The organism is Micromonospora purpureochromogenes (genome assembly GCF_900091515.1).
GTDB classification, from domain to species: Bacteria; Actinomycetota; Actinomycetes; order Mycobacteriales; family Micromonosporaceae; genus Micromonospora; species Micromonospora purpureochromogenes.
Genome location: NZ_LT607410.1, coordinates 5,888,027 through 5,901,175 on the forward strand (window position 1 = coordinate 5,888,027; position 13,149 = coordinate 5,901,175).

The window sequence follows — 13,149 nt, forward strand, 5'->3', positions numbered from 1 at the left end:
GGGACGCGGGCGTCAGGGGCGGGGCAGGGAGTGCGGGGTGAAGCCGTAGGGCAGTTCGAGGCGGTGCCGGGCCAGGAGGTCGGCGTCGCCGAGGATCTGCCGGGTGGGGGCGTCGGCGACGATGCGGCCGGCATCCAGGATGACCGCGCGCTCGCAGAGCTCCGCCGCGTACGGCAGGTCGTGGGTCACCATCAGCAGGGTCACCGGCAGGCCGCGCAGGATCTCCGCCAGCTCCCGCCGGGCGGCCGGGTCGAGGTTGGACGAGGGCTCGTCGAGCACCAGGATCTCCGGGCGCATGGCGAGCACGGTGGCCACCGCCACCCGACGCCGCTGGCCGAACGAGAGGTGGTGCGGGGCCCGGTCGCGGTGCTCGCTCATCTTCACCGCGGCCAGCGCCTCGTCCACCCGCTCGGCCAGCTCGGCACCGCGCAGCCCCAGGTTGGCCGGGCCGAACGCCACGTCCTCGGCGACGGTGGGCAGGAAGAGCTGGTCGTCCGGATCCTGGAAGACGATGCCCACCCGACGCCGGACCTCGGCCAGCTCGGCCCGGTCCCGGCTGACCGTCAGGCCGCCGACGCTGACCGTCCCCTGGGTCGGAGTGAGGATGCCGTTGAGGTGCAGCACCAGGGTGGTCTTGCCGGCGCCGTTCGGGCCGAGCAGCGCCACCCGCTCGCCGCGCGGCACCGTCAGGTCCACCCCGGCCAGGGCGAGGTGACCGTCCGGGTACGCGTACCGGACGCCACGGACGTCCAGGGAGACAGCGGTCTGCACGTACCTGATCATGTCAGGACCACGGCGGTGGCGGCGATGAAGACGGCCGCCAGCGGCACGGTCGCCGCGACCAGCCACTGCCCGGCGGTGGCCGCGCCCGCGCCCTGCCAGACCGGCGGCATCCGCCCGGAGTAGCCGCGCGACAGCATCGCCAGGTAGACCCGCTCCCCGCGCTCGAAGGCGCGCAGGAACAGCGCCCCCACGCCGGCGGCGAAGCCGCGCAGCTGCCACAGGAAGCGCGGGTCGTCACCCCGGGACACCCGGGCCACCCGCATCCGGCGGGCCTCGCCGACCAGCACGTCCAGGTAGCGCAACATGAACGTGGCGATCTGGGTGAGGACCTGCGGGCAGCGCAGCCGGTCCAGGCCGAGGATCAGGTCACGGGTCGTGGTGGTCCCGGCCAGCAGGAGCGACGCGAGTACGCCCAGGGTGCCCTTGGCGAGGATGTTCCAGCCGCCGTAGAGGCCGTCGACGGAGAGGTTGAGCCCGACGAGCTGCACCCGCTCCCCCGCGCCCAGGAACGGCAGCGCGAACGCGAACAGCACGAACGGCAACTCGATCGTGGCGCGCAGCAGCAGCCAGCGCAGCCCGACCCGGGCCAGCACGGCGACCCCGGTGACCAGCAGGGCGTACCCGCCGAAGGCCCAGAACGCCTCGCGCGGGGTGGCCACCACGGCCAGCGTGAAGAGCACCATCGCCGCGATCTTGACCTCGGGCGCCAGCCGGTGCACCGGTGAGGCCGCGTCCCGGTAGAGCACGTGCGCGTGTCCCGCGCCCATTCGCGTACCCCTGCTCAGCCGGCGGTGCCGGCCGGCTGCCGGTCCTCGCGCGGGCCGTCGCCGGCGTCGTCGGCGCGGGCCGGGCCACGCCGGCGCAGCAGCCAGAAGACGCCACCGCCGACGGCGAAGGTGAGCAGCACGCCGAGCACCCCGGACAGGCCGGTGGAGAGGAAGCCGTTGTCCACCCCCCGGATGCCGTAGTCGGCCAGCGGGCTGTCGGCCAGCTCGTGGTCCTTCGCCCGCTGGGCCGGGCAGGAGCCACCGGTGATCTCGCCGTCGGCGTCGACCGTGCAGCCCTTGAGCAGGGACGAGTCCAGCCCGTCCGGGTGCGCCGAGGCGTAGTTGCTCACCACGCCGGCGAGCAGCACCGCCACCAACAGGCCGACGGCCACGAAACCCCAGGAACGCTTCCTCACCGGACACCTCCGACGGCCGGGACGGACGCCGGCGCCGCCGGCTTCAGGGCGCGCAGCGCGTAGACCAGATCGGGCCGGACCTTGGCGACGGTGACCACGGTGGTCGCGGTGATCAGGCCCTCGCCGATGCCGATCAGCAGGTGGACCCCGGCCATCGTGCCGGCCAGGCCGGTGATGTTGCCGCCCAGGTCGGTGGTGCCGCCCAGCCAGTACTCGAAGACGAAGCCCTGGGCCGCCACCACCACGCTGACCAGCGCGGAGACGAACGCGGTCACCCCGAGCCCGGCCGGCGTGCGGGGCAGCACCCGCAGCAGCCCGGCGATCAGCAGGTACGCCGCGGCGGTGCCGAGGATCGCCATGTTGGTGATGTTCAGGCCGACCATCGCGACGCCGCCGTCGCCGAAGACCAGCGCCTGCACGACCAGCACCACCGCCACGCAGAGCGCGCCCACCCAGGGGCCGACCAGCAGCGCGGCCAGGGCGCCACCGAGCAGGTGGCCGCTCACCCCGGCGGTGAAGATCGGGAAGTTGAGCATCTGCACGGCGAAGATGAAGGCGGCGACCAGGCCGGCCATCGGGGCCAGCCGGTCGTCCAGGTCGCGCCGGCCGCGCAGCACGCAGAAGGTCAGCGCGGCGAGCGCGACGGCCGCGAAGATCCCCGCCACGGGACCGTTGATGATCCCGTTCGAGATGTGCATCGCCAGGGTGTCCACACCGCGCAGCCTATTTGGCAGACCATGTTGTTGCCAAGACTTGGCAACAAGCCATGGTCCTGATCACCACGCGGTCGGCGCGCGTCGCCCGACGCCGTCCCGGACGGCGGTAAGGTCGCTGCCATGACCGCGCCCGACCGCCTCAACCCCGGCGACCCCGCCCCCGACTTCACCCTGCCGACCGACACCGGCGAGACGCTCTCCCTGGCCGACCTGCGCGGCCGCCGGGTCATCCTGTACGCCTACCCGGCCGCGATGACCCCCGGCTGCACCAAGCAGGCCTGCGACTTCCGCGACTCGCTCGCCTCGCTCCAGGCCGCCGGGTACGAGGTCGTCGGCATCTCCCCGGACAAGCCGGAGAAGCTGGCGAAGTTCCGCGAGCGCGACGCCATCACCTTCCCGCTGGTCGCCGACGCCGACAAGGCGGTGCTCACCGCGTACGGCGCGTACGGCGAGAAGCAGATGTACGGCCGGACGGTGACCGGGGTGATCCGCTCCACGTTCGTCATCGACCCGGACGGGAAGATCGAGCGGGCGCTCTACAACGTGAAGGCCACCGGGCACGTGGCGAAGCTGCGGCGGGACCTCGGCCTCGACTGAGGTGTCACACCCGGCCGCTACGGTCCGTGCGTGGTCCGATACAAGTACACGCCCGAGGCGCTCGCCGAGGCGGCCGCCGCCGCGCACTCCATCGCCGGGGTGATGCGGCTGCTCGGCGTCCGCATCAGCGGTGGGTCGCGCGCGCACATCAGCCGGCAGTTGAAGCGGTTCGGCATCGACACGTCGCACTTCACGGGCAGCGCACACAACAAGGGGCGTCAGGCGCCCCGCCGGAACCCTTTAGGAGTTCTGGTCAAGCTCCCAGCCGACACTCCGAGAACGCCAGGATTCCGCCTCAAGAGAGCCCTCGCATTCATTGGCCTTCCGGAGCAGTGTGAGATTTGCGGCGTCGGCCCGGTCTGGCAGGGCCTGCCACTCGTCCTGCATGTCGACCACATCAACGGCGACTTCCTCGACAACCGTGCACCGAACCTGCGGCTCCTCTGCCCAAACTGCCACAGCCAGACGGCCACCTACGCCGGGCGGAAGAGGCAGGCAGCACCGACGTCGACTCACCACCTGCCCGGCCAGAGCGACGAGCCGTCCGATGGCTCGGCAGCGGACGGGAATCAGCTGAACACCTCCGCCGCGTCGATCAGGGAGGAGGAAATCGAGCCGTTGATCCAGGCAGTGAGCTCAGGTGGACTGACGACTGCGGAGGCGGCTCAACGCCTTGGTTGCACCCGAGACCACGTGGGCAGGCTGCGTCGGCGGCTGGCGACGACGGGACGCATCACGCCGGAGCCGCGTGCTCGTGATCGACCGGTGCGCCGACAGCATCGGGAAGACGTCATCCGATTCGCCGCCGCCAACCCGGACTGGGGTTCCCGCAGGATCGCGCGAGGACTGGCGGAGTCATCAGGCGGCGTTCGGGTGATCAGCCATCGCACCGTCCTGCTGATCCTGAAGGAGGCAGGGCTGGTCGCTGTCGGGGCGCGAGGTTCTACAATCAGCGCGTCGGCGGGAGTGGCGGAACGGCAGACGCGGTAGGTTTAGGTCCTATTGTCCGAAAGGACGTGGGGGTTCAAATCCCCTCTCCCGCACCAGGCATCACTGTCAGGCGCATCACGATCTTGGGCTCGCCCAGCACCGCTCCACGAAGATGGCTGGCGTGAGTCTGCGCTTCGTCCTCGACCCCGATCTCACCCCTGACCTCCGCGAGCGGATCGTCGACCTCTGGGTCGACGTCACCAACGCCGGCGGCGCGGTCGGCTTCGTCGCCCCGGTCAGCCCCGCCGAGGTCCGTCCGGTCGCCGAGCGGACCCTCGCCGACATCACCGACGGGCCGGACCGGCTGCTCGTCGGGTACGAGGGCGACCGCCTCGCCGCCGTGCTGATCTTCGCGGACAACCGGTTCCACCTGAAGCCGCACTGGGGCATCCTCAAGCGGGTGATGGTCCACCCGGACACCCAGGGCCGAGGCTATGGCCTCGACCTGATGCGGGAGGCGGCGCGCCGCGCCCCGGAGCTGGGCTGGCGGGCGCTGCACGTGACGGTGCGGGGCGGGCTCGGCCTGGAGCACTTCTACGCCCGGCTCGGCTACCGGGAGATCGGGCGGCTGCCGGGCGCGCTGCGGGTGGCACCCGGCGACGACCGCGACGAGATCCTCATGTGGCGGGACCTGGACGAGCCGACGGGCTGACGGTCAGCCGCCGCAACCGGCCGCACCGGTGGAATCCACCGGCGCCACCGCCGCGTCGAGCACGGCCGGCGGGGAGGCTGCCGCCGGGAGGACGGGCGACGCGGACACCGAGGGGGATGCCGACCGGCTGGGGCGCGCCGACGGCGACCGCGCCGGCGTGGTGGCCCTGGCGGGAGCGGCGCCCCCGTACATCCTGACCGTGCTGCGCTGCACCCGGCCCGGCGCCATCCGGATGCCGGTGGCGGTGACGCGATGGCCGTACACGTCGGTGACCCGGATGGCGTACGGCCCGGGACCGGCGCCGGATTCGATCAGCCAGTAGTTGTAGTCCTGCCGGGCGGCGCCGCGCCAGGCGCCGGAGCTGCCCTGCCGCACCTCGACCGAGCGCAGCGGGTTGCCGTGCTGGCCGACGAGCACGGCGAACCACCACTGCGAGGCGCGCCCTCCTTGATCCGGAAGGTCAGCGGGCCGGGCAGCGGCGGGTCGACCACCACGCGGTAGCTGATCCCGACGACGCCTGCACCGGGTCGGCGATCTCGGCGAACGCCTCCCGGGACAGGTCGAGGTGCCCGGGTTCGCACTCCGGGCACTGGTCCATGACCAGCACCCGGACGGTCCCGCGCGGGCCGGTGACGTCGAGGAAGCCGCCGCAGGCGGCACCGGCCGCGTACTCGGCCGGGCCGAGGGCGACGTAGCGTCGGTTGGCCGGCGCGGACGGGTAGGAGCAGTTGCCGCCCGCGCCCTTCGAGTCGTAGAAGGGTGGCCTTTCCCTTGTGGACGGCGCCGGCGACGGGTGGCACGGCGAGGGCCCGGGGCGCGGCGCAGGCGGGCGCGGCGCCGGAGCGCAGGGCGAGGCTGAGCCCCAGCACGGTGGCGAGCGCCGCGACGCCGCCGGCGGCCAGCCAGCGGGTACGGGCGGAGCGGGGGGCCCGGCGGCGGCCCGCCGTGGGACGGGGGGCGGGGTCGCCGGGAGCGCTGCCGTCGGTCACGCCGGTCGATGTTGCCGGACCGGCACGCCGGGCGCCAAGCGGGCTAAGCGAAAGCTAAGACCCGACGGTGGGAGTCACCAGGCCACGCCGATGCCGTCGCCGGGGTACCAGTGGTCGCGCGGGGTCTCCCGGTAGGCGAGGAAACGCCGGCCGGTGCGTTCGGCGTGCGCGGCGAGCACGTCGGTGTGGGTGACGTTGTCGGTGAGCAGCATCGCGCCGGGGGCGAGCTTCGGCTCGACCGCCTCGAACTCGCGCTTCTCGTGGGCCCGGCTGTGGTCGCTGTCGTGCAGGAACAGGTTGACGGGCCGGTCCAGCGCGGCGATGGAGGCGATGGAGTCGCCGATGACCAGGTCGACCACGTCGGACCAGGGTGCGGTGCGGGCGAGGTAGCCGGCCTCGGGGTTGATGTCCAGCGAGGTGAGCCGCCCGGGGTGCCCGTCGGCGGCGTTGCGCAGCAGGGCGGCGGCGAGCACGCAGCTGCCCAGCCCCTTGTCGACACCGGTCTCGACGACGTGGGTGGGCCGGGTGGCGCGGACGATGGCGTACCAGCCGACGCGCCGGGCGTACCGGACCTGCTTGTCGGCCAGGCCGCGGCGGGCGGCGCCGGCGGTGGCCCGCTCGATGTGGCCGCGCAGCGTGTCGTCGGACTCGATCTCCTCGACGTACGCGCGGACCTGCTTGACGGGGGTGTCGCAGACGACGCTGACGAACCAGGTCAGGTGCTGGCGGCTCAGCTTGGTCAGCTCGTAGGTGTAGTTGTGGTGTTCGCGGGAGGTGAACAGCCAGCGAGCGGAGGTGCGGATGACCCTGGCGTCGTGCCGGGCGACGCGGCCGAGCCGCTTCGGGAAGGCGGCGACCGGCGCGAGGCGGGTACGGGCGATGGCCCGGCGAAGCGTCGTTGCGTCCACGCAGTGGGTTGTACCAGGTGAAGGTGAAGAGTGGCGAAGAAAGTTTTGGATTCACCGACCGGGTGGCCGGGGCTGACCGTCCGGACGAGGGTCCCCGGCGGCAATCCTGAATCAGTAGCATCGCGGCCATGTCAGATCGCCAGCAGCTCGCCGACTCCGAACCACGCCTCCCCGCGTCCGAAGAGGATGTCGACGGTACGGGCCAGCCGTCCGCTCCGGCTCCGCGTCGCCGTCGCGGCCGGCGTATCGCCCTGATCGTGCTGCTGGTGCTGGCGCTGCTGGGTGCCGGTGGCGTCGGTGCGGGCGCGTTCTATCTGCGCTCCGTCGAGAAGGACATCGACCGGGTGGACGCCTTCACCGAGGTGCCGCAGGAGAACCGTCCACCGGTGGTGGCCAAGGACGCGATGAACATCATGATCCTGGGCAGCGACTCGCGTGATCCGGAGAAGACCACCGGTTCGCGGACCGACACCATCATCCTGGCCCACCTGCCGAAGGACCGGAAGACCGCTCAGCTCATCTCGATTCCGCGGGACACCTGGGTGCGGGTGCCGCGCTCCAAGGACGGTCAGCACGGCGGCCGGGAAGCCAAGATCAACGCCGCCTACGCCTGGGGCGGGATTCCGCTGATGGTGCAGACCGTCGAGGAGTTCACCAAGGTCCGCGTCGACCACGTGGCGGTGATCGACTTCGCCGGGTTCAAGGACATCATCGACGCCCTGGGGGGCGTGGACATCTACTCGGACAAGACGTTCACCTCGATCCACCCCCCGTTCCGCACCTTCCAGCAAGGCATGCAGAAGATGGACGGCGAGACGGCACTGGACTACTCGCGGCAGCGCAAGCAGTTCGCGGACGGGGACTTCGCCCGGATCCGCCACCAGCAGCAGGTGATCAAGGCAATCCTGGACAAGGCGGCCTCCGGCGGCATCCTCACGAGCCCCGGCAAGCTGAACGACTTCGTCAAGGCTTCCTCGGCAGCCGTCTCGGTCGACGAGGGAATGTCGTTGTTGGACATGGCGACCGACCTGCGCGGGCTGCGCGGCGGCAACCTCGCCTTCTTCACCAGCCCGACCAGGGGCACGGGCCAGGTGGGCACCGAGAGCGTGGTCTTCGCCGACACCGACAAGGTGCGGTCCTTCTACAATGCCGTCCGCCGGGACGCGGTGCCGGAGATCGTGGCCGCCGGAAAGTAGGACCTCGGACTGCCTGGTCGGCCCTGGTGGCGCAACAAACCGCTTCATATCCTGCGTGCGCCCTGGTAGCGCCGTATGCGCGGTCCGGGCAGTCACGGGGGAAGGACGACCATGCCAAGGCAACCGCCAACGGTTCAGCACAGTACGGCCGCGACGCACGACGAGGACGTGCCGCATCGCGTCGCGGCGGAAGGTGACGGGCACAGCCGCGTTGGCATGCCCACGATCCCATCCGCCGCGGCCCCGGGAAGCCACGGCGACGGCACCCGCCGGCTGGGGCTGGATGCGACCACGGTGCTGCCGTACGCCGGCTCCCGCGCCTCCCGGCGCACCCGGGGCCTGCGCGCCTGGATGATGACGGCCCCCGTGGACATCGCCGCGCTGCTCGCGCCGCTGCTGGTCACCCACCAGTACTGGCGCGGCACACTGGTCATGGCCGGCCTCACCGTTGCCTTCTTCGCCGCAGGCGGGCTCTACCACGCGCGGCGGCACGTGAGCATCCTCGACGAACTGCCGAGCCTCTGCGGCCGGCTGCTGGCCTCCGCCGCGGTCGTCGCCATGATCGCGGCCGTGCGCCACGAGTCGGCGGAATACGTACTCGGCTTCACCCGCGGGGTCGGCATGTCCGCCGGGCTGGTCGTCGTCGGGCGGGCGATCACCCGGGAGATCGCCGCCGTCGCCCGCAAGCGCCGGTGGGTGGAGCACAACGCGATCATCATCGGAAGCGGGCAGACCTCGGTGGAACTCGCCCGCCTGCTGCGCCGCTACCCCCAGTACGGCCTGCGTTTCGTCGGCTGCGTGGACAGCCCGTCCCGGCAGGCTCCGCCGGCGCACCCGCTGATCGGCGGCCTGCACGAACTCGAACAACTGGTCACCATGGTCGAGTGCGACGTGCTCATCGTCGCCGATCCGGACTGTCCGGAGCCGCTGCTGATGGAGGTCCTCCGCCGGCCGGCGAACGCGAACTGCGACCTGTGGGCGGTGCCCCGGCTCTGGGGCTCCCGTTCGCACGGCGACCACATCGGCGCCATTCCGATCGTCAAGGTCGGCGACACCACCCTCTCCGGGCCGCGGTGGGCGCTCAAGCGGGCCTCGGACGTGGCCTTCGCCGTGGTCGCGCTCGTGGTGCTCAGCCCGGTGCTGCTGCTCTGCGCGATCGCCGTGTTCGTCGACGGCGGGCGCGGAATCTTCTTCCGCCAGGAGCGGATCGGCCGGCACGGCGAGCCCTTCAACATGGTGAAGTTCCGGTCGATGCGACCGGTGAACGAGCACGAGTCGCAGACGAACTGGTCCATCGCACACGACCAACGGCTCCGGCCGATCGGACGGTTCCTGCGTCGTACGTCCCTCGACGAGCTGCCGCAGCTGTGGAACATCCTGCGCGGCGACATGAGCGTGGTGGGGCCCAGGCCGGAGCGCCCGTACTTCGTGGAGAAGTTCTCCGCCGAATACCCGAACTACGCGATGCGCCACCGGGTTCCGGTGGGGCTCACCGGGCTGGCGCAGGTCAGCGGCCTGCGCGGGGACACGCCGATCTCCGACCGCGCCCGGTTCGACAACTACTACATCGAGAACTGGTCCCTGTGGCTGGACGCCAAGGTGCTGCTGCGCACGGTGGCCGAGGTGTTCCGCGGCGGCGGCCGCTGAGCCGGGACCGCCGAGCACCCGACGCCGTCGGACGGGACTGGCAGCAGCCACGCCCAGCGCCGAACCGCACCCCGAACCCTTGGAGATCCCATGCCGGACGTCTCGGTCGTCATCCCGACCACGGGTAGGCCCAGCGTCGCCGAGGCAGTGCGGTCGGCTCGCGCGCAGCGCGGGGTGTCCGTGCACGTGGTGGTCGTCTGCGACCTGCCCGAGGTGCCGGCCACCGTGCGGGAGCTGGGCGGGGAGGTGGACGAGGTGGTGTGCACCGGCGGTGGCCGGCGAGGTTCGTACGCCCGCAACCTGGGAGTCGCCCACGCCGCCCCGGACAGCCACGTGGCCTTCCTGGACGACGACGACGCCTGGCTTCCCGACAAGCTCGCGGTTCAGGTGCCCGTCCTGGAACGGCTGGCCACGCAGGGCTGGTTGCCCGTGGTGTCGTCCCGGATCCTGCAACGCAGGGACGGCGGCCTACCCCTGCCCACCGCCGCGCCGGCCACCCTGATCGCCGACGGCACCCTCCCGGAGGACTACCTCTTCCGGCGGCGTCGCCTCGGCGTGGGTCGGCAGTCACTGCCCACGTCGACCCTGCTGACGACCCGGGAACTCGCCACCACCTGCCGGTGGGACGAAACGCTCCCCCGCCACCAGGACTGGGACTGGTTGATCCGGGCCGCCCGGGTCCCCGGCGCCAGGATCACGCAGGTCGAGCAGGCCACCGCGATCTACACCGTGGGCAGCCCGGGATCGATCTCGGCGCGGGCGGACTGGCGGACGTCCTGGGAGTGGGCAAGGCGCTGGGAGGGAGTCTGGGCCCCGCAGACCTTCTCGGACTTCGTCGCGGCACAGACCCTGCGCTACGCCCTTCAGGCCCGGGACTGGGAGGGCGTCCGGGAGATGGCCCGGGCGATCCGGCGAAGCGCACCTCCCTCGGCCCCCAACGCCGCGCTGGCAGCGATCGGTATCGTGCCCCGTGCCGCTCTGGAGCGCGTCGCGATGCGAGGGTCGCGGCCGGTTGGCGACTCCCCCGGTCCTCGGCCCACGGACGGAGTCCGCTGATGCGCCTGCACTTCGTACTCCCCCAGCTGGAGCCGCTCTACGGCATGGAGCGCGCCGCCGTGCTGCTGATGCGCGGGCTGCGGGCGCACGGCGTGGCGGTCTCCGCGACCGTCCTGTCCCGGGCCATCCCGCCGGGCCTCGACGACCTCGACATCGACCATCTCGGCGTGGGTACCCGGATCACCCGCCTGGTGGAGGCGGTTGCGCCGTTGCGCCGGCGGATCCGGGCCCTGCCTCCCGACGTGGAGGTCGTGTCCAGCGGGCTCTGGGGCACCGTCCCGGTCGGCGCCGCGCTGGCAGGCTCCGGCCGTAGCTTCCTGGCCTGGGAACATTCGCTGCTGCCGGAGCGGCTCCGCATCGACCGGCGGGTCCGCACGCTCGCCCGGATGACCCGGATCGGGGCGCTGCGCCCGCGGCTGGTCATCGCGGTCTCCGAGGGCGTGGCACGGACGGTACGGCAGCTCACGCCCGGCCAGCCGGTCGTCACGATCACCAACCCGGTCCCGCTCGCCGGGTTCGTTCCGCCCCGCGAGGTCGCCGAGCGGACACGTATCGGGCTGCTCACCACCGCCGCCTTCCGGCCGTACAAGAACCACGGCTGTGCGCTGTCGGCGCTCGCCGCTCTGCCGGAGAACTACCATCTGACCCTCGCGGGTGACGGCGAGGAGCGGCAGATGTTGGAGAACCGGGCCCATGAACTCGGGCTCGGGCACCGGACCACGTTCCTGGGACGGGTGCCGGGGGTGGCGGGGCTCCTCGCGGAGGCGGACCTGCTGGTGCACCCGTCCCGCGCCGAGACATTCGGGTTCAGCCTGGTCGAGGCGGCCGAGGCCGGCCTGCCCGTCGCCACCCTCCCGATGCCCGCGATGGACGAACTGATCCCGAACCTGGTGCCCGGCACGCTGGCCACCGAACCGACGCCGGAGGGGCTCGCCGACGCGATCCTGCGGATGACCGGTGATGAGCGTCCGACCCGCGCGGACTTCGAGAAGGCGTGGCGAGCCAGGTGCGCGGCCCTCGACCCCGCCGAGGTGAGCCGCCGGTGGGTGGAGGCGTTGACCCGGTGACCCTGACCGACAACAACACCCCCGACCGGGTGGGCGGGCAGGACTCCGCTACCCCGCCGCGCCGCTCGTCCGCCGGCCGCGGTGACGGTTTCCTCCGCAAGTCCGGCACGTTCCTGACGGGAACGCTGCTGCGCACCCTCGCCCAGGGCGCGCTCTTCATCCTCCTCGCCCGGGAGATGCCGATCGGGACGTACGGACTCTTCGTCGGCATCAGCGCGCTCGTCGCCGTGGTGTCGCCGTTCGCGTCCGCCGGCGCGCCCAGCCTGATCTTCCAGGGGCACGCCGATTCACCGGCGGACTGGCACCATCACCTCGCTCGCGGGCTGGTGCTCACCGCGGTGTTCGGCGCGGGTGCGTCCCTGCTGGTGACGGCCGCTGGGACGGCCATCTGGGGCGGCCACGTCAATCTCGTCGACATCGCCGCGCTCGCCGTCGCGGACCTGGTGGCGTGGCGTCTCATCGAGGTGGTGGCGGCCTCCGTGCAGGCGCGCGGTCGGGTCTTCGTCGCCTCGGTCGTCCCCGCCGTGCTGCATGTCTGCCGGCTGGCCGCGGCGGTGGCCCTGGTGGTGTCGAGCCGCCAGCCGCTGACGCTGCACGCGTGGGCGCTCACCTCCGCGCTCCTCTCCGCCGTGATCTGCGTGGGCGTGATCTGGTACGGCGTACGCGGCGCGGGCGGGCTGCGGCCGGACGTGCGCGGCTCGCTCGCCCAGGCCCGCACGGGCATGCTCTTCGCCGTCGGCTTGTCCGCGCAGACGGTCTACAACGACCTCGACAAGGTGATGTTGTCCAGGTTGGGCAGCCCGGAGAGCGCCGCCATCTACGCGGCGGCGTACCGGGTGGTCGACTTCGCGTACACGCCGGGGCGGTCCATGGCCGCGGTCGCCTATCCGCGTTTCTTCGAGGCCGGACGGGAGGGCCCCCGGGCAGCCCTTCGGCTGACCCGTCGGCTGCTGCCCCGGTACCTGATGTTCAGCGTCCCGGCGTCCCTGCTGCTGGTGGCCTTCGCTTGGACGATGCCGATCGTCTTCGGGCCGGAGTATGCGGCGGCCACCACGGCGTTGCAGGGCCTCAGCGCGTTGCTCGTCCTCAAGTCGATCCACTACCTGGCGGCCGACACCCTGTCTGGCAGCCGGATGCAGGGCCGTCGTACGGTGTGCCAGATCGCGGTGGGCGTGGTGAACGCGGCGTTGAACGTGTGGCTGATCCCGGCGTACGGGTGGCAGGGCGCGGTCGCCTCCAGCCTGGTCTGCGACGCGCTCCTCGGTGTGCTGCTGTGGAGCTGCCTCGCCGCGGCCGTCCGGCGTGATGCGCCCCGGGGCGTCGCACCGGGGCGGCAGCCGGCGGACTCTATTGGAAGGACATGAG

15 protein-coding genes and 1 tRNA gene are annotated in these 13,149 nt (G+C 72.2%); 9 read left to right on the forward strand and 7 right to left on the reverse strand.

Features of this window, described 5'->3' with window-relative positions; translation table 11 throughout:
• Positions 1-12: 12 nt before the first annotated feature.
• The 4 genes from GA0074696_RS26865 to GA0074696_RS26880 are packed head-to-tail and all read right to left on the reverse strand — an operon-like array spanning position 13 to position 2,679.
• Positions 13-783, reverse strand: coding sequence for an energy-coupling factor ABC transporter ATP-binding protein (locus GA0074696_RS26865; protein ID WP_088963658.1), 771 nt, complete (start codon positions 781-783; stop codon positions 13-15).
• A complete protein-coding gene (gene cbiQ, locus GA0074696_RS26870; RefSeq protein ID WP_088963659.1) occupies positions 780-1,550 on the reverse strand; it encodes a cobalt ECF transporter T component CbiQ in 771 nt (256 codons plus the stop codon). The genes GA0074696_RS26865 and cbiQ overlap by 4 nt, the downstream gene beginning before the upstream one ends.
• Positions 1,551-1,564: 14 nt before the next feature.
• Positions 1,565-1,966 carry a PDGLE domain-containing protein gene (locus GA0074696_RS26875; protein WP_088963660.1) on the reverse strand — a complete coding sequence of 134 codons (402 nt, stop codon included), beginning with the start codon at positions 1,964-1,966 and terminating at the stop codon, positions 1,565-1,567.
• On the reverse strand, positions 1,963-2,679 hold the full coding sequence (locus tag GA0074696_RS26880; RefSeq protein ID WP_088963661.1) for an energy-coupling factor ABC transporter permease: 717 nt from the start codon (positions 2,677-2,679) through the stop codon (positions 1,963-1,965). The genes GA0074696_RS26875 and GA0074696_RS26880 overlap by 4 nt, the downstream gene beginning before the upstream one ends.
• 123 nt (positions 2,680-2,802) lie before the next feature.
• Here GA0074696_RS26880 and bcp point away from each other — a divergent pair, with 123 nt between their 5' ends.
• The 4 genes from bcp (at position 2,803) to GA0074696_RS26900 (ending at position 4,921) form a co-directional block, all read left to right on the forward strand.
• The gene (gene bcp, locus GA0074696_RS26885; RefSeq protein WP_088963662.1) at positions 2,803-3,279 is read left to right on the forward strand and encodes a thioredoxin-dependent thiol peroxidase; all 477 of its coding nucleotides are present in this window, start codon (positions 2,803-2,805) and stop codon (positions 3,277-3,279) included.
• Between the two features lie 30 nt (positions 3,280-3,309).
• Positions 3,310-4,269 carry a hypothetical protein gene (locus tag GA0074696_RS31530; RefSeq protein ID WP_197700785.1) on the forward strand — a complete coding sequence of 320 codons (960 nt, stop codon included), beginning with the start codon at positions 3,310-3,312 and terminating at the stop codon, positions 4,267-4,269.
• A tRNA-Leu gene (locus GA0074696_RS26895) sits at positions 4,240-4,325 on the forward strand. Before GA0074696_RS31530 ends, GA0074696_RS26895 begins: the two co-directional genes overlap by 30 nt.
• A 65-nt stretch (positions 4,326-4,390) precedes the next feature.
• The gene (locus tag GA0074696_RS26900) at positions 4,391-4,921 is read left to right on the forward strand and encodes a GNAT family N-acetyltransferase (RefSeq protein WP_088963663.1); all 531 of its coding nucleotides are present in this window, start codon (positions 4,391-4,393) and stop codon (positions 4,919-4,921) included.
• Between the two features lie 3 nt (positions 4,922-4,924).
• On the opposite strand, the gene GA0074696_RS32095 is transcribed toward GA0074696_RS26900, so the two are convergent.
• The 3 genes from GA0074696_RS32095 to GA0074696_RS26910 form a co-directional block, all read right to left on the reverse strand.
• Positions 4,925-5,338 (reverse strand): expansin C-terminal domain-related protein, encoded by a 414-nt coding sequence (locus tag GA0074696_RS32095; protein ID WP_231925163.1) that lies wholly within the window; start codon positions 5,336-5,338, stop codon positions 4,925-4,927.
• Positions 5,339-5,381: 43 nt separating this feature from the next.
• A complete protein-coding gene (locus tag GA0074696_RS32100) occupies positions 5,382-5,519 on the reverse strand; it encodes an RlpA-like double-psi beta-barrel domain-containing protein (RefSeq protein WP_231925164.1) in 138 nt (45 codons plus the stop codon).
• A 465-nt stretch (positions 5,520-5,984) separates the two neighbouring features.
• A complete protein-coding gene (locus GA0074696_RS26910; protein ID WP_088963664.1) occupies positions 5,985-6,818 on the reverse strand; it encodes a class I SAM-dependent methyltransferase in 834 nt (277 codons plus the stop codon).
• A gap of 128 nt (positions 6,819-6,946) precedes the next feature.
• On the opposite strand from GA0074696_RS26910, the gene GA0074696_RS26915 reads away from it, so the two are divergent.
• From GA0074696_RS26915 to GA0074696_RS26935, 5 genes are all read left to right on the forward strand, one after another.
• On the forward strand, positions 6,947-8,014 hold the full coding sequence (locus GA0074696_RS26915; RefSeq protein ID WP_088963665.1) for an LCP family protein: 1,068 nt from the start codon (positions 6,947-6,949) through the stop codon (positions 8,012-8,014).
• A 216-nt stretch (positions 8,015-8,230) separates the two neighbouring features.
• Positions 8,231-9,661, forward strand: a complete 1,431-nt coding sequence (locus GA0074696_RS26920; protein WP_231925165.1) for a sugar transferase — start codon at positions 8,231-8,233, stop codon at positions 9,659-9,661.
• A gap of 90 nt (positions 9,662-9,751) precedes the next feature.
• Positions 9,752-10,717: a glycosyltransferase family 2 protein gene (locus tag GA0074696_RS26925; protein ID WP_088963666.1), complete on the forward strand. Its 966-nt coding sequence runs from the start codon at positions 9,752-9,754 to the stop codon at positions 10,715-10,717.
• A complete protein-coding gene (locus GA0074696_RS32105) occupies positions 10,717-11,784 on the forward strand; it encodes a glycosyltransferase (RefSeq protein WP_088963667.1) in 1,068 nt (355 codons plus the stop codon). Before GA0074696_RS26925 ends, GA0074696_RS32105 begins: the two co-directional genes overlap by 1 nt.
• Positions 11,760-13,148, forward strand: a complete 1,389-nt coding sequence (locus GA0074696_RS26935) for a lipopolysaccharide biosynthesis protein (protein WP_172894463.1) — start codon at positions 11,760-11,762, stop codon at positions 13,146-13,148. Before GA0074696_RS32105 ends, GA0074696_RS26935 begins: the two co-directional genes overlap by 25 nt.
• The last annotated feature ends 1 nt before the right edge of the window (position 13,149 follow it).

What these genes read in the sequence shown, in the direction of transcription:
- GA0074696_RS32105 (WP_088963667.1), top strand. Translation starts at nt 10,717, where the DNA reads ATGCGCCTGCACTTCGTACTCCCCCAGCTGGAGCCGCTCTACGGCATG.
- GA0074696_RS32100 (WP_231925164.1), bottom strand. Translation starts at nt 5,519, where the DNA reads ATGGACCAGTGCCCGGAGTGCGAACCCGGGCACCTCGACCTGTCCCGG.
- GA0074696_RS26865 (WP_088963658.1), bottom strand. Translation starts at nt 783, where the DNA reads ATGATCAGGTACGTGCAGACCGCTGTCTCCCTGGACGTCCGTGGCGTC.
- cbiQ (WP_088963659.1), bottom strand. Translation starts at nt 1,550, where the DNA reads ATGGGCGCGGGACACGCGCACGTGCTCTACCGGGACGCGGCCTCACCG.
- GA0074696_RS26925 (WP_088963666.1), top strand. Translation starts at nt 9,752, where the DNA reads ATGCCGGACGTCTCGGTCGTCATCCCGACCACGGGTAGGCCCAGCGTC.
- GA0074696_RS26915 (WP_088963665.1), top strand. Translation starts at nt 6,947, where the DNA reads ATGTCAGATCGCCAGCAGCTCGCCGACTCCGAACCACGCCTCCCCGCG.
- bcp (WP_088963662.1), top strand. Translation starts at nt 2,803, where the DNA reads ATGACCGCGCCCGACCGCCTCAACCCCGGCGACCCCGCCCCCGACTTC.
- GA0074696_RS26920 (WP_231925165.1), top strand. Translation starts at nt 8,231, where the DNA reads ATGCCCACGATCCCATCCGCCGCGGCCCCGGGAAGCCACGGCGACGGC.